The 15,313-nt window shown below is 71.3% G+C and carries 13 protein-coding genes; 6 read left to right on the forward strand and 7 right to left on the reverse strand.

What is annotated here, in order from left to right:
- Window positions 1-108 precede the first annotated feature (108 nt).
- Window positions 109-312, reverse strand: coding sequence for a cold-shock protein (locus tag ACIP98_RS03410; RefSeq protein ID WP_319662387.1), 204 nt, complete (start codon window positions 310-312; stop codon window positions 109-111).
- Between the two features lie 265 nt (window positions 313-577).
- Between ACIP98_RS03410 and ACIP98_RS03415 the strand changes: the two genes are divergently transcribed.
- Complete coding sequence (locus ACIP98_RS03415; protein ID WP_401973480.1) at window positions 578-1,762, forward strand: serpin family protein; 1,185 nt, start codon at window positions 578-580, stop codon at window positions 1,760-1,762.
- Between the two features lie 55 nt (window positions 1,763-1,817).
- Here the strand turns inward: ACIP98_RS03415 and ACIP98_RS03420 are convergent, their stop codons facing one another.
- Window positions 1,818-2,003: a hypothetical protein gene (locus tag ACIP98_RS03420; protein WP_401973482.1), complete on the reverse strand. Its 186-nt coding sequence runs from the start codon at window positions 2,001-2,003 to the stop codon at window positions 1,818-1,820.
- Window positions 2,004-2,320: 317 nt separating this feature from the next.
- Here ACIP98_RS03420 and ACIP98_RS03425 point away from each other — a divergent pair, with 317 nt between their 5' ends.
- The 3 genes from ACIP98_RS03425 (at window position 2,321) to ACIP98_RS03435 (ending at window position 6,659) form a co-directional block, all read left to right on the forward strand.
- Complete coding sequence (locus ACIP98_RS03425) at window positions 2,321-3,106, forward strand: GNAT family N-acetyltransferase (RefSeq protein ID WP_401973484.1); 786 nt, start codon at window positions 2,321-2,323, stop codon at window positions 3,104-3,106.
- A 535-nt stretch (window positions 3,107-3,641) separates the two neighbouring features.
- Window positions 3,642-5,786 (forward strand): PQQ-binding-like beta-propeller repeat protein, encoded by a 2,145-nt coding sequence (locus tag ACIP98_RS03430; protein ID WP_401973485.1) that lies wholly within the window; start codon window positions 3,642-3,644, stop codon window positions 5,784-5,786.
- Between the two features lie 426 nt (window positions 5,787-6,212).
- Entirely contained in the window at window positions 6,213-6,659 is a 447-nt protein-coding gene (locus tag ACIP98_RS03435) for a nuclear transport factor 2 family protein (RefSeq protein ID WP_401973487.1), read from the forward strand.
- Here the strand turns inward: ACIP98_RS03435 and ACIP98_RS03440 are convergent.
- Both ACIP98_RS03440 and ACIP98_RS03445 read right to left on the reverse strand, forming a co-directional pair.
- Window positions 6,607-7,113, reverse strand: a complete 507-nt coding sequence (locus ACIP98_RS03440; protein WP_401973489.1) for a hypothetical protein — start codon at window positions 7,111-7,113, stop codon at window positions 6,607-6,609. The genes ACIP98_RS03435 and ACIP98_RS03440 overlap by 53 nt on opposite strands.
- Window positions 7,114-7,156: 43 nt before the next feature.
- Window positions 7,157-7,828, reverse strand: coding sequence for a TMEM175 family protein (locus tag ACIP98_RS03445; protein ID WP_401973491.1), 672 nt, complete (start codon window positions 7,826-7,828; stop codon window positions 7,157-7,159).
- Between the two features lie 279 nt (window positions 7,829-8,107).
- On the opposite strand from ACIP98_RS03445, the gene ACIP98_RS03450 reads away from it, so the two are divergent.
- A complete protein-coding gene (locus tag ACIP98_RS03450) occupies window positions 8,108-11,278 on the forward strand; it encodes a discoidin domain-containing protein (RefSeq protein WP_401973492.1) in 3,171 nt (1,056 codons plus the stop codon).
- Window positions 11,279-11,401: 123 nt separating this feature from the next.
- On the opposite strand, the gene ACIP98_RS03455 is transcribed toward ACIP98_RS03450, so the two are convergent.
- On the reverse strand, window positions 11,402-12,229 hold the full coding sequence (locus tag ACIP98_RS03455) for an SDR family oxidoreductase (RefSeq protein WP_401973494.1): 828 nt from the start codon (window positions 12,227-12,229) through the stop codon (window positions 11,402-11,404).
- Window positions 12,230-12,423: 194 nt separating this feature from the next.
- Between ACIP98_RS03455 and ACIP98_RS03460 the strand changes: the two genes are divergently transcribed.
- Window positions 12,424-13,311 carry a helix-turn-helix domain-containing protein gene (locus ACIP98_RS03460; protein ID WP_401973495.1) on the forward strand — a complete coding sequence of 296 codons (888 nt, stop codon included), beginning with the start codon at window positions 12,424-12,426 and terminating at the stop codon, window positions 13,309-13,311.
- A gap of 130 nt (window positions 13,312-13,441) precedes the next feature.
- On the opposite strand, the gene ACIP98_RS03465 is transcribed toward ACIP98_RS03460, so the two are convergent.
- Entirely contained in the window at window positions 13,442-14,200 is a 759-nt protein-coding gene (locus tag ACIP98_RS03465) for an SDR family oxidoreductase (protein ID WP_319662490.1), read from the reverse strand.
- Window positions 14,201-14,274: 74 nt separating this feature from the next.
- Complete coding sequence (locus ACIP98_RS03470) at window positions 14,275-15,183, reverse strand: NmrA family NAD(P)-binding protein (protein WP_319662399.1); 909 nt, start codon at window positions 15,181-15,183, stop codon at window positions 14,275-14,277.
- Window positions 15,184-15,313: the final 130 nt, after the last annotated feature.

The following is a 15,313-nucleotide window of genomic DNA, read 5'->3' on the forward strand; positions in this document are numbered from 1 at the left end:
CCGGGGGGGGGGGGGGGGGCGGGGGGCGGGGGGGGGGGGGCCGCGGGGGGCCCCCCCCCCCCCCCCCCCCCCCCCCCCCCCCCCGGGTCCCGCCCGGAGGGGCAGGAGTCAGCCGCGGACGATGTTCTCCGCCTGCGGGCCCTTCTGTCCCTGCGTCACGTCGAAGGTGACCTGCTCACCCTCGACGAGCTCGCGGTAGCCGTTGCCGGAGATGTTGGAGTAGTGGGCGAACACGTCCGGCCCTCCCCCGTCCTGAGCGATGAAGCCGAAGCCCTTCTCCGAGTTGAACCACTTCACGACGCCTGAAGCCACTGTGTTCGTCCCTCACATCATGCTGCTGCGACGCACCGGCACGGTGCGTCGGCGGACCCCGTTGCTGGGCCCCCGGGTATCTACTTACCCGATGATCCAGTTCCTCCGCCACCACATACGCCGCGTCGCGCCCCACACTCGCCGCAAAAGCCTCGAACGCCACCGTTCTCAGGGGCGGCGATCCCGCGCCGCCGGAGGCAGTGGGGCCGCTCCGATTTCCGGGAACCGGGGTGGCGGGTCCGAGATGCTGCCATGATCGCGAGCCATGGGAGATGCGACGGCGGTCCGGGCGGTCAACACGCTGACCGCGGGGTGGGCGGGTCAGGCGCTGCGGCCGGGCCGGGAGACGGTGCTCTCCGCCGCGGGGGTGTGGCCCCTCCTGGCCCTGCTGGCGGCGGGGTCGGGCGGGCCCGCGCGGGACGACCTCGAACGGGCCACCGGAATCGGGGCCGGCGAGGCCGCCGAGGCCGCGGGCCGGCTGTTGGCGCGCATGGACGGGTTGCCTGGCGTGGCCGCCGCTGTCGGGCTGTGGAGCAAGGCGACCCTGCCGCTGGAGCCCGGGTGGGTGGGCATGCTTCCGCCGGCCTCGCACGGGATGCTCAGCGGGGATGTGGCCGCTGACCGCGCGGCCATGGACGCCTGGGCCGACAAGCGGACAGGCGGTCTGGTCCCCGGGTTGCCGATCCCCTTCGACGAGGAGACCGAGCTGGTGCTGGCCGGTGCGCTGACGGTCAGGACGGACTGGCTCCGGCCGTTCACGGAGGTCAGCGGTGTCCTCTACCGCGAGACCGCGCTGCTGGACCGGACCGAGGTCGTGGCGGCTCCTTGCGGTCCGGTGACCGTACTGAAGGTGCTGGGCACCGGTGGGATCGACGTGCACCTGCTGCGCGGAGAGGCGGGTACGGGCGGCGGCGAGGTGCTGGCGGCGGGCATCGGAGCCCTGCGGCGTGCCCACCCGGCCGTTCCCGGCGATCGCCTGCCGTACGGGGAGCCGGGCCCCGGGGTCACGGTCTCCCGCGTGTGCAGCTGGGACCGGCAGCCGTCCCTGGACGTGACCGTGGTCCCGTTTGAGGTGACGGCACATCACGATCTGCTCGACCATGCCGAACTGTTCGGGCTCGCCCTGGCCGTGGACACCTCCCGCGGGCACTTCCCCGGCATCAGCAGGAATCCCCTGGCCGTGGGCGCCGCGGGTCAGACGGTGGCGGCCTCCTTCTCCGCCCTCGGCTACCGATCCGCCGCCGTGACCGCGTTCGGCTTCGCGGCCGGGGGCGTGCCGCCCGCGACAGCGAAGCGCGTGGCCGTCGAGTTCGCCGGGCCGATCGGTTTCCTCGCGGTGCACAGGACCTCGCGGCTGGTGCTGAACGCCGGGTGGGTGTGCACGCCGAGCGTCGACGAGATGTGGGCCGGGCACGACGAGGAAGACGAGGATTGGGACGACCAGGGCTGAGGCGGGAGCCCGGCCCACGGCCCCGGCGACGTGCTGGGATGTGCTCCCTTGTGGATCAGCGCGGCGGCTGGATCTCCGGCGGGAAGGTGATCCGGTGCCGTCGCACGGCACCGTGCTCGGTGTCCCGGACGCCGTCGAGCACGCCGCCGTTGCGGTCGATCGTCCTCGCCGACGCAATGTTGCCGGCCCCGCAGAGGAGCAGCGACCGCCCCAGGCCCCGTACGCGTGCCTCGTCGAGCATCCGGCCACGTGCCCATACGGCCAGTCCCCGGCGGCGTGAGGACGGCCGGATGCCGTAGCCGATGTGGCCGCACCTGGCTTCGTTGATCTCCGAGGACAGCGTTTGTCCAAGGGTTTCCGGAGGCGGTTGGTGATCAACCGGCTCTGGAATGTGGATGAGAAACGACGGCACTGTGGGGATGCGAACGTGGGAGACGGCCAGTCACCCGCAGGGCGGCTGGCCGTCAAGGCCGGTAGTGGCAGAGAGAGTGAAGCCCCCGATGTTCGCGTGGTCTCGGCCGGCGTTTAATCGCTTGACCCGGTCCGTACGGTGTTCGGGTGAAGGACACTCTGATCGACGAACTCCGCACTGCGTATGACGCCCAGCTCCGTGGTGTCACCCCGCCTGGCGGCAGTGCTCGCATCGAGAAGGACGGCCCGTTGACCCGTGTCGTCGGGTGGCACCGTGGTTTCGTCACGGGCCCACGCGACCTCGGTGTGCGCGGAGCGGAACTCGACACGCTCATAGCGCGGCAGCGAGACTTCTACGCTGCCCGTGGTGAGGCGGTCGAATGGAAGACTCGCGGCCATGATCTCCCTGCCGACCTCACCGACCGGCTCACGGCGGCCGGCTTCTTCGCCGAGGACAGCGAGACCGTGCTTGTCGGGCGGTCCGCAGACCTTGCCGCAGACCCTGTCCTGCCCGACGGCGTGACGCTCCGCCGTGTCACCGCCAGGTCAGACCTCCAGCGCATCGCCGCTATGGAGAGTGCAGTCTGGGGCGAGGACTGGGGCTGGCTCGCCGACGACCTGGCCGCGCGGATCGACAACGCCCCAGAGAACACCATCGTCCTCGTCGCCGAGGCACGCGCCGAAGTCGTCTGCGCCGCCTGGCTGGTGTTCAAGGACGGCGTCGACTTCGGTGGCCTGTGGGGCGGCTCAACGCTCAAGGAATGGCGGGGGCGCGGCATCTATCGGGCCATGGTCGCCCACCGAGCACAACTCGCTGCTGCCCGCGATGTCCGCTACGTCTATGTCGACGCCTCAGCTGACAGCGCCCCGATCCTCACCCGCCTCGGTCTGCACGCGGTCACCACGACGACGCCGTATGTGTGGTCGCCCTGAGTTCAGCCGGCCTTGGCCGGCTCTTCGGCTTGTGCGCGGGTGGTGGCGAGGCGGTAGGAGTCGGTGCCCAGGGCGATGAGCATGTGGGAAAGGACGTGCCGGTGCCGGAGTCCCCGATCAGGCAGCCGACTTGTACTGGTCCGGCGTGGTGGCTCTGGCGGCGGCTTCCTGCGCGTATCCGGCCAGAACGAATCCAGCGCCTTCCGGACCGTCCGCCACCTCACACCGTGCTTGCGCTCCAGCTCCCGCATCGACTTATGCCGCCGCGATGGTCACGCCCCCACGTACGGATCGGGACCTCAGTCGCGATGGGCCTCGAGCCAGGCGGAGTGCAGTCGCACCGTGGGTGCGATCCGTTCGGGCATGCGGCGACGATACAGTTCCGGACCAGCACGATCCATGCTGCCTGCCGCCTCCCCGGAGGACCGGTCGCTGTCCGTCCTCCGGGGCCTTCAGGGCGACGTGGCCGATACCATGCCGTGGTCCGGCTTCCGAGTCCGGTGGAGCTGGACGGGGGTGACCGGTGGGGGTTGGTGTGGGGCGTGTTCTGGCGGGCCGATACGAGTTGCGGTCCCGGTTGGGCCGTGGCGGCATGGGCGAGGTGTGGTCCGCCCATGACCGGGTCATCGGTCGTGAGGTCGCGGTCAAGCTGCTGCAGTCGCATCTGACGGGTGATGACGCGGCGCAGTTGTTCTTCCGGGAGGCGCGGACCGCCGGCGCGCTCAATCATCCGGGTGTGGTCACGGTCTTCGATCTGGGTCAGGACGCCGACGGGACGCTGCTCCTGGTGATGGAACTCGTGGGGGGCCGGAACCTCGGGCAGGTGCTGCGGGAGACCGGGACCCCTTCGATCACCGAGGCGGTCGAGTGGACCGCCCGGATCGCCGACGCTCTGGCGGCCTCGCATGCGGCGGGGATCGTCCATCGGGACCTGAAGCCGGCGAATGTGATGCTCACCGAGTCCGGGGGCGTGAAGGTCCTGGACTTCGGTATCGCCCGTCATCTCGACACGGGGACTCTGTCGAACACCCGCGTCATGGGCACTTTGGCCTATATGCCGCCGGAGCGGTTCGACAACGGCCGGCAGGACGCCCGGGGCGACCTGTACGCGCTCGGATGCGTTCTGCACGAGCTCCTCACGGGCAGCAGTCCGTTCGGGGACCTGTCGACGAGTGCCCTGATGTTCGCCCATGTGCACCGGGTCCCGGATGCGCCGAGCGTTCGGCGGCCGGAGGTGCCCGAGGCTCTCGATGCGCTGGTCGCGCAGCTGCTGGCGAAGAAGCCCGAGGACCGGCCTGCTTCCGCCGGCGAGGTTCGCGACCGGCTTCGGGCCGTGGTGTCCGCCGGGGCCGCGACGTCGACGGCGGTTTCGGTGAAGGCGCGGGCGGCACGCACGGCGCCGCTCACCGAGGTGGATGCGGGCGGGGATGCCCCGGAAGGCGTCGCGTCGGACGGGGCGGAGTCGTCGGATCCGGCCGCCACTGATGAGGCGGGTGCGGGCAGCGAAGTGGTGCCCCCCGGCGCGGAGCGGGCGGCGCGGGACGGTTCCTCGCGGCGTACGTCGCGTCGCCTGGTCGCGGCTTGCGCGGTGGCGCTCTTGACGGTCGGTGCGGGTGTGGGGGTCGCCGCCTGGGTCGCGGGGGGTGACCACCGGAAGGGCGAGCAGCCGACCGCCGTGGACACCGTCAAAAAACCGCGCGTGAAGAGACTGTGGGCCGCCGCTCTCGAGGGGAAGGTGTCGGCCAGGCCGGTGGTGGCCGGCGGGATCGTGTACGCCAACGCTGACGACGGCAAGGTGTACGCCTGGGACGCAGCCACCGGTCGGACGAAGTGGACCTACGCCGCCCCCAGTTGGCACGACGCGTCGCCCGCGGTCGGCGAGGGCACCGTGTACGCCGGCGGCAAGGACGGGGATCTGTACGCACTGGACGCGGCGACCGGTCGGCCGAAGTGGAAATTCTTCACGGGTTTCGGGGTCTACTCCACTCCGGCCGTGGCCGACGGCGTGGTGTACTTCGGGACCGTCGACGGCAAGCTCCACGCGGTGGACGCCGTCACCGGCAAGGAGAAATGGACCTATCGCACCGCCGAGAAGATCGAGTCCTCCCCCGCGGTGGCCGGCGGTCAGGTCTACATCAGCAGCTACGACTACCGCCTGTACGCGCTCGACGCGGCCACGGGTGCCAAGAAGTGGGCGTACAACACCAGAAGTTATCTCGACACGACCCCCACCGTCGCCGGCGGGACTGTGTACGTGTACAGCGACTACCGTCACACCTCGTACGCCCTGGACGCCGCCAGCGGCGAACTCAAGTGGGCGAACGACGACGTCGACGTGCAGGCGGCCACCCGCGATGTGGTGTTCGGCCGGGCTGCCGGGCCGGTCGGGGACACGCGGCCGGCCGGGAAGCTCGCCGCGATCGACGCCGCCACCGGTGACAAGCGGTGGCTCGCCCGGCTCACGGATGACGCCTTCGCGACGGGCCCCGCAGTGGACGGCGGCACGGTCTACGCGGGCGACGTCAGGCTGTACGCGGTGGATGCGGCCTCCGGAAAGGTCCGGTGGTCCTACGCGCTCGACGGAGATGTCACTTCGGCACCCGCCGTGGCCGACGGCATCGTCTATGTGGCCGGTGAGGACAGGAAGATGTACGCCCTGGCCGTCGAGGACACGCCGTAGAGCGAGCTTTTACGTCGGCCGACCACCGGCACCTCGTGGAGGTGCTCCCGCTCACCGAAGGCCGCCTCGTCCGGCACAACGCCGACGAGCACCCCGGACACCCCGGGTCGCGGTGACGCATCGTCGGGCGCCAGGACATCGGCTTCGAGGACGTCCCCGGCAGCCCGTCAGGAAGGCTCACACTGTCTGGACCAGGCTCCTGGTGGCCTCCCTCGCATCCATCCGCCGGTGGGCCTCGTCGGCTCATTCGCCCGAGCCGGCGCCCGGAACGGACGGCGGTCGAAGGCGGCCGCCGGGCCGCCGCGACCGACGGCGACCCGCGGGTGACGCGCCGGGTCGGCGACGGCTCCGTGCGCCGGCCTGGAACGTGGGAGCGGGAGCCGCACACCGCGCGACCGCTGTGGGGCGAGAGTAGGCTGGTCGCCGATGAGGCTGGGACTTCGGGAAGGGATCTCGTCCGACACCGCTGTGATCGGAGGGAACGCGATGGGGGACCGGGAGACCCGCACGGCGCTGGACCGGCACTGGGCGGCGTCCGCCGCCGGGGACCAGGACGCGGAGCACGAGATCTACCACGCCGACGTGATCACCGACTATCTCCAGTCCGGCGAGCGCATCCACGGCCGCGCCAATCTGCAGGCGCTGCGCTCGCACCATCCCGCCGAGCTCGACTTCACCATCCGCAGGATTCTCGGCAACGGGGATCTCTGGATCACCGAATACGTGATCGACTACGACGGGAAACCCGCGTCCACCGTCAGCATCATGGAGTTCCTTGACGGCAAGGTCGTCCACGAGACCCAGTACTTCGCGGACCCGTTCACCCGCCCCGCCTGGCGCGCCCAGTGGGTGGAGTCGATGCCCGGTTTCTGACGACGTGCCGCAAGCCGCCGATGAGGCCCTGGCGCCGGAGGCGCATCCGCGATCCGAGTGCCCATCCGGCACCCAGGCCGACCAGGGCGCCGGCCGCCGCTCGCCACACCTGCGATGTCCCCGGAACCCGGTTCTGAACGATCAGTGACACCGCGACGCCGGCCAGCGCCAGCGCCAGCGCCGAGACGATCGCCGACGTGAAACCGTACGCCGCGCCGATCTGGCTCAGCCGGCTCCAGTCCACGTTCTTGGAGCCGGAGACCTCCGCCGGCGCGAAGGGGGACAGCAGCACCAGCGTCAGGGCGACCGCCGCGGCCGTGACCACGGTCAGTGCCCTGCCGACCCGGCGGGCCACCGGATATTGACGAGCCATCAGGTCGACCACCCCCGGCAGGCCTGCCCATGTGACAAGGCCGAGCCGGGGCAGCCTACTTCCCGCCGCCGCGGCCGGCATCAGTGCCTGCTGTCACGGGTTCACCCCCGGCGCTCCGGAACAGTCAGGCTCGTGATCGCCAACGCGCCACCAGGCGGGTGGCGAACGGCGCCGCTCCCCAGCACAGATAGGCCCATTCGCCGGTCAGGGAGACCGGCACCGACACGGCGAAGCACGCGGCGATGGCGATGCTCTTCGCCACCGAGAGGGGGAAGGTCCCGGGCGGCACCCCCGGGCCGGCCAGCCCGGCTCGCGGTATGTGCCGGGCCATCAGGGCGAAGAGCAGGGCTGCGATCGTCTGGATCACCGCGAAGAAGCCGAACCGCGCCTGGAACGCGCCGTCCGCGGCCAGCACCTTCATGGCGAAGGGGATCAGCACGACCATCAGCAGCCACAGGCCGTTGAGCGCGCTGAGGACGCTGTCGAAACCCCGTACCGCGCGGAAGATCCCGCGGTGTGACGACCAGTGGGCCCAGACGACCGCGAAGCTGATCAGGAACGACTGGTACTCACTGCGGCCCTCGCCGGCCGAGTGCCACAATTCCGAGTTCGTCTGCCCGTGGGGCAGCGGCAGTTCGAGGGCGAGCAGCGTGATCGCGATGGCCACCACGGCGTCGGTGAACAGCAGGATGCGTTCGGCCGCCGGGGTGGGACGCGTCTCCTCGCCCGGGGCCGCCTCCTCGTGCTCCCGCACGACCACGGACTCGCCCGGCCCGGACCCCTTCGACACAGCCACCCGCCCCGACTCGTCGTCCCAGCATGTGTTCGCCGGAGTCTACCCACGCCACATGAGTGCACCGTCCGCTGCCTTCGAATGAACACCCGTGTCATGGACGGCACTTGCCGGTCAGCTCCGCCGACCCGGTGACGGCGGCCGGCTCCGACACCGGGGCGTGGGTGTCAATCTTTCATCGATGTGCCGGGATTTTGCCCTGCTTGCTCAGAACCTTGCGGGGGCCGAGGGCGGTCTGTACGTTCGGGACGCCGGTCCTCCACGTTCCTGAAGGAGCTTCAGATGCGGGCGATCCCCAGACCTTCGCGTGGCCCCCACCACGCCGGGCACAGGTTGGCGGCGATCGCTCTCGCAGCGGTCGCCGCTGTGTGCGTTTCGGCGTTACCCGCGGCTGCCGCGCCCCACCGCGCCCCGGCGCCCGAGACCCCCCGGGCCGGCCACACGGCGTCCGCGGCCCGGCAGGCCTCGGACGCCGCCGCCACGGCCGGCGCGACCACGGCGTTCCGGATCTACGAGGCCGAAGCGGGTGCGACCGGCGGCGGTGCCACCGTCACGTCGCTGACGGCACCCCCCACGACGCAGTACTCCAGCGCCGCCCTCGAAGCATCCGGCCACGCGTACGCGCACCTGACCGGCACCGGCAGCTCCGTGCAGTGGACGAACACCACCGGAGCGCCCATCAGTTTCCTCAACGTCCGTGCGAGCATCCCCGACTCGGCCTCCGGCGGCGGCACGACGGCGACGCTGAACCTGTACGTGAACGGCGTCTTCCGGCAGGCCCTCAACCTCAACTCCAAGCAGACCTGGGTGTACGAGGGCAACAACAACTACAACACCAGCGACAACCAGAACCCGGCGGACGGCAGTCCCCGGGTCTTCTGGGACGAGTCGCACGCCTTCGTCACCGGCGCGCCGATCCCGGCCGGAGCCACCTTCTCGCTCCGCAAGGACGCCGCCAACGGCGCGTCCTTCTACGACGTGGACTCCGTCGACGTGGAGAACCCGCCGGCGCCGCTCTCCCAGCCGGCGAACTCGGTCTCGATCACCAGTTGCGGCGCGGTCCCGGACACCAACCCGACCAACGGGGCGGCCGACAGCCAGGCCGTGGACAGCCGGGCCGCGATCCAGAACTGCATCAACCAGGCGCAGTCGCAGGGCAAGATCCTCTGGATCCCGCAGGGCACCTTCTACGTGAAGGGCACCGCCGGCCTGACCGCGCAGGGGATCACCATCGCGGGCGCGGGCATGTGGTACAGCACGGTCTACCGCGATGTACCGGTCCCCAACAGCACCCCGCTGGCGGCGCTGTTCGACGTGACCTCCTGCACCGTGCAGAACTTCCACGTCGACGCCAACGCGATCAGCCGCAGCACCATCGGCGGCGACGGCGGCGCGATGGACACCACCGGCACCAACTGGGTGGCCGACGGCATCTGGACCCAGCACACCATGTCCGGTTTCTGGGCCTCGGGCACCGGCGGCACCGTCCGCAACAGCAGGCTGACGGCGATCTGGGCGGACGGCATCAACGTCAACAACGTGTCGCTCGGCGCCGACACCGGCAACAACCTGACCGTCACGAACAACTTCGTCCGCGGCACCGGGGACGACGCCATCGCCATCAACTCCGTGCACTACAACACCAACGGCGACGGCTCCCAGACGTTCTACCAGCCCATGACGAACGTCACGGTGAGCAACAACACCTCGATCGCACCGTGGGGCGGCAAGGGCATCGGGATCTACGGCGGCAGCGGCCACCACGTGACCGGCAACTACATCAGCGACACCGCCCGCTACATCGGCCTGGGCGCCGGCCGGTTCGGTGTCAACGGCAGTGACCTGCTGTCCGCGACGGTCTCCGACAACACCGTCGTCCGCTCCGGCGGCAACGCCTACAGCCAGGGGCAGCCGGCCCTGCACATCGGCAACGGCGGCGACGGACAGAACACCGGGATCGTCGACCACGTCACCGCCACCGGCAACACGGTCGCGGACTCGCTCTACGACGGAATCGGCTTCTCCACGTCGACGAACACCCTGCTGCAGAGCAACACCGTCACCGGCCCCGGCCGCAACGGCATCGCCGTGTCCCCGCCGTTCTACCCCGCGCCGAGCGGCTCCGCCGCCATCACCGGCAACACCGTCACGGGCCTGCACCCCGGCGCCACGGCCTTCGTCAACAACTCCGCCGGTTTCTCGGCCACCCTGAACGGCAACAACTGGGAGCCCTCCGCACCCCAGGGCCCGTACGGCGGCACCCCCGCCGCGATCCCCGGCACCGTGCAGGCGGAGAACTACGACACCGGCGGCCAGGGCGTGGCCTACAACGTCACCAGCGTCAACGGCAACGCCAACGGCTACCGGGCCGACGGCGTCGACCTCGAGACCACCTCGGACACCGGCGGCGGTCACAACCTGGGCTGGACCGGGAGCGGGCAGTGGTTCCGCTACACCGTCGACGTCGCCGCGGCGGGGACGTACACGGTGGGCCTGCGTCTGGCTGCCCCCTCGGCGGTGGCGGGTGCCCTGCACCTGTCCAACGCTTCCGGTGCCGATCTCAGCGGCGCCGTCGACGTGCCCGCCACCGGCGACTGGCAGATCTGGGCCACCGTCACCGCACGGGTGACTCTGCCCGCGGGCCGCCAGGTCCTGACGCTCAACCAGGACAACGGGGGCTGGAACGTCAACTCCCTCACCTTCACGGCGGCGGGGGGCACCCCGCCGGCCAGTCTGACGACCTCCCCCGCCTCGCTCGCCTTCGGCGGCCAGGCGCTGAACACCACCAGCGCCGCGCAGTCGGTCACCGTCACCAACTCCGGCGGCGCCGCGGCCTCGATCACCTCGATCACCGCCGGCGGTGACTTCGCGCAGACCAACTCCTGCGGATCGTCCCTCGCCGCCGGGGCCTCCTGCACGGTCAGCGTCACCTTCACCCCGACGGCCACCGGCACCCGCACGGGTACGGTCACCGTCACCGGCAACGCGGCCAACAGCCCGACCACCGTCCCCCTGTCGGGCACCGGGACCGGCGGCACGAACGTCAACCTGGCCGCGGGACGCCCGACCAGCGAGTCGAGCCACACCGACGTCTATCCCTCGTCGAACGTGACCGACGGCTCCCGGTCGACCTACTGGGAGAGCGCCAACAACGCGTTCCCGCAGTGGGTCCAGGTCGACCTGGGGTCGGCTCGCAGCGCGTCCCGAATCGTGCTGCAACTGCCCGCCGGCTGGGGCGCGCGGACCCAGACGCTGTCCGTCCTGGGCAGTACCGACGGCTCGAACCTCACCACCGTCACGTCCTCGGCGGCCTACACCTTCGACCCCGCGGCGGACAACACCGTCACGATCACCTTCCCCGCCACCACCCAGCGCTACTTCCGCCTGACCATCGGCGCCAACACCGGCTGGCCGGCCGGTCAGCTCTCGGAGTTCCAGGTCTGGGCCACCTGACGCGCGGCGGAACCCACGGCCGGAACCCGCCGCCGGGCCCTCCTGCCCCGGACGCTCCCGTGCGTTCGGGGCAGGAGAGCTCCCCCGTCACCGCCGGCCCGGCCCGGCCCGGGCCGGCCCTCGTCAGACGGTCCGGCCGACCGGTCCGGTCGAGAACGACTCCCAGCGCTCGAGCTCGGCGAGGCGGGCGCGCAGCGACTCCCGGATCCGCTCCACGGCGTCCGCGCCGACGGCCAGGCGCAGGGGCGGCTCCTCCATCGTCGCGACCGTCATGATCGCGTCCGCCACCTTCTCGGCGTTGCCGTACGCCGACGGGGGCAGCGCGGAGAAGTCGGCCAGGAACTTCCCGACGGTCGGGGCGTAGACGTCGTCCGGGAGGACGACGTGGAGGCTGGTGGCGAACTCGGTGGCGAAGATGCCGGGTTCGACGATGCTCACCCGCACGCCCGTGGGGGCGAGTTCACGGGCGAGTGCTTCGCCGGCGAGATCCACGGCGGCCTTGGAGGCCGAGTAGAGGCCCGACGAGGCCCATGCGCACTGGCCGTTCACCGAGGAGATCTGCACGACCCTGCCGCGGGACGCGCGCAGCGCCGGGAGGGTGGCGCGCAGGACGGCGAAGTTGGCCAGGACGTTGGTGTCGAAGAGCGCGCGCGCCTGGTCCGCGTCGATCTGCTCGACGGAGCCGAACAGCCCGTAGCCGGCGTTGTTCACCAGGACGTCCAGCCCGCCCGCCGTCCGCACGGCGTCGGCGATCACCTGCTCCGCGGCGGGTTCGGTGATGTCCAGCCGGATCGTGGTGACCCTCCCCTGCGGGGCGTGGTCCGCCAGCTCCGCGAGTCGGTCGCCGCGGCGCCCGACGGCGATGACGTGGGCGTCGCCCGCGAGCGCTCGCTCGGCGACCATGCGGCCGAAGCCCGAGGTCGCGCCGGTGATGAGCCAGGTCGAAGTCATGGGGAACTCCCTGTGGAAGGCCGTGCGCTGCGCACGGCGGCTTGGAATGCGGGACCGAGGGACCGGCGTCCGCGTACTCCAGCAGAACGCCGGCGGACGGCCGTGAGGGCCGCCGGACCGGCCCGCCGCTTCCTGGGATCCGCAGGACCACCTTCGCCGGGACACGACGCCCCGGCGGGAGGGACCATGGGGGTATGGAGCGGAACGAAGGGCTCAGCGAGTTCCTGCGCGCCCGGCGCGCGGCGATGGATCCCGAGCGACTCGGTCTGCACGACATGGCGCCACGGCGCGTCCCCGGGCTGCGCCGGGAGGAACTCGCGGCGCTGGCCGGTGTGAGCGTCGACTACTACACGCGTCTGGAGCAGGGCCGGCCGATCACTCCCTCGGACTCCGTCCTCGACGCCCTGGCGAACGCCCTCCGGCTCGACCCGGCGGAACGCAGCTATCTGAACGCGGTGGCCCGTCCGGTGACCGGAGGGCGCCGCCGGGCCTCGCGTGCCGTGCAGAAGGTACGCCCGGGGATCCACGCGCTCCTCGCCCGGCTCGAGGACACCCCGGCCCTGGTGCTGGGGCGCCGGACCGACATCCTGGTGGTCAACCGGATGGGGCGTGCGCTGCTCGCCGACTTCGACGCGATGCCCGCCCGGCAGCGCAACGCCACGCGCTGGATCGTGCTCGACGAGACGGCGCGATCACTGTTCGGCGAGCGCTGGGAGAAGGTCGCCTCAGAATTCGTGGGCACGCTGCGCATGGATGCCGCCCGCCATCCCGAGGACCCGCGTACCGCCGACCTGGTGGGCGAGTTGTCGATGGAGAGCGAACGCTTCCGCCGGTGGTGGGCCGCGCAGAAGGTGGTGCAGTTCAGCCACCACACCAAGCATCTGCACCACCCGGTCGTCGGCCACCTCGTGCTCCGCACCGAGGCGCTGGCCTTTCCCGGCGACGCGGACCAGACCCTGCTGGCATTCCTCGCCGACCCCGGCTCGCCGTCGGACGAGGCCCTGACGCTGCTGTCCGCGTGGGCCACCGACCACGGTCGCGCGGGTGACGGGGCATCGGCCCGGGCCGTCTCGCACAAGTGAGCCGGCGGCCCGCCCGCGGGCGCGCCGGGCGCTTCGGCGGGGACGGGACGGCGTACACCGTTTCCGGTCGCCCTCCCGTCCCCGCACGCCGAACCTCACCCGCGTGATGCTCCTGGCCCCGCCCCGGCTGCTACCAGTCGATGGCGGCCGGCATGAACGGCTCGCTCTCGGGCGCCTCCTTGCGGGCCTTCAGGACTCGTTCGGCGGGGGCGCCGGCGGGCACGCGCAGGGCGGGCTCGGGCTGCTCGATCGTGTCGGCCACGACCGCGGCCACCTCCTCCGGGGTGATGACCTCGCCGCGCAGAGCGGCGAGTTGCCGGTACAGAGGCGCGTACGGGCTGTCCTCCGCGATGAACGACGGGGCCTGCTGGGCGCCGTTCGTGGACACCGCCCCCGGCTGCACGATGCTCACCTTGATGCCGAAGTGGCCCGTTTCCACGGCCAGTGTCTCCGCCATCGCCTCCAGCGCCCATTTGCTGGCGCCGTACGGGCCGATGATCGGCAGTACCAGTCGTCCTTGGATGCTGGAGACGAAGACGAGGCGGCCGGATCCTCGTTCCCGCATCGCCGGCAGCACCCCCTGGACGACGCGCAGCGCGCCCAAGGTGTTGAGCTGGTAGAGCCGTTCGACCTCCGCGAGCGGGACGCTCTCCAGCGGCGCGCGCACCGTCGATCCGGCGTTGCTGACCAGCACGTCCACCTCGCCGGCGGCATTGACGGCCTGGTCGACGCTGTCCTGATCGGTGACGTCGAGGCGCAGGCGCTGGTCCACGGGGAGGTCGGCCAGCGTTTCCGGCCGGCGAGCGGTGGCGATCACCCGATGGCCGCGACGGGCCAGTTCGACGGCGACGGCCCGGCCGATTCCCTGGGAAGCGCCGGTGATGAGCACGGAAGACAAGGCTTTTCTCCTCATGGACACGTTCGTTGTTCCCGCGACGCGGGCGACGCGGTGACCCGGCCCGGTCAGGGGGCCGGGACGAAGTAGGGCCCGCTGGCCTCGAAGTCGTGCTTGTGCGCGACGGTGAACTGCTCGACGGACAGCGGCACACGGTGACCGATCCGTTCGACGTTGTCGTTCGTTCCGGCGAAGACACCGTTCCGGTAGTCGACAGCGACGTTGCTCAGGTGCTGAACGGTGTGCGGGTGCATCCCGCGTTCGGTCATGGCCGAGGCGAACTCCTCGACGCTGATCGGCTCGTAGCGCACCGGGATGCCGAGCGTCCCGGACATGGTCCGGGCGATGGCGTGGTGGTCGAGTTCGACCGGGCCGTGCAGGGTGAGGATCGCGCGGTCGTACGGCTCCGGGTCGAGCAGCAGGGCGGCGATCACGTAGGACTGGTCAGCCGCGGCGATCGGGGCGTGACGCCCGTCGCCGAACGGGAGCCGGAGACGGCCCTCCCCCTCGCGCCGCTCCCACCACGACGGGAGCCACTCGGCGAAGAAGGTCGGCCGGATGTGCGCCGTGAGCAGGCCGGTCCGGTCCAGCAGGCGCTCGGCCAGCCAGTGCTCCCGAGCGGCGTCGCTGCCCGCATCCGGGCGGGCGGAGATCTGCGACATGTCGACCACGGACCGGACGCCCGCCCCGGTCGCCGCCCGGGCGAAAAGGGCGGTCGCCTCGATCAGGCCCGGGAGGATCGGGTGACACAGGTAGGCGCCGGTGACGCCCTGCACAGCCGCGGTCACGCCGTCGAGGTCGTGCAGGTCCGCCACGGCGATCTCGGCGCCGGCCTCCGCCAGCCTGCGGGAACGCTCGTCCTCGCGGCGCACCAGGGCACGGACGCGGTGTCCGCGCTCCAGCAGCAGGTCGACCGTTCCGACGCCGGTCTTGCCGGCCGCACCGGTGATCAGGAACAGCCTGTCGTCGTTGGTCATCAGAACACCTTCCCGGCTGCCGGCCGCATGCTTCCGTGCCCGCAGCCCCTGGTTCCGAGCAGGAGGGACGTTGACAGTTCAGTCACTGAACTCCTTCACCGTAACCCCATGCAGTTCAGTGAGTGAACCA

The sequence above is a fragment of the Streptomyces sp. NPDC088354 genome, assembly GCF_044753585.1.
In the GTDB taxonomy this organism is placed as follows: Bacteria; Actinomycetota; Actinomycetes; order Streptomycetales; family Streptomycetaceae; genus Actinacidiphila.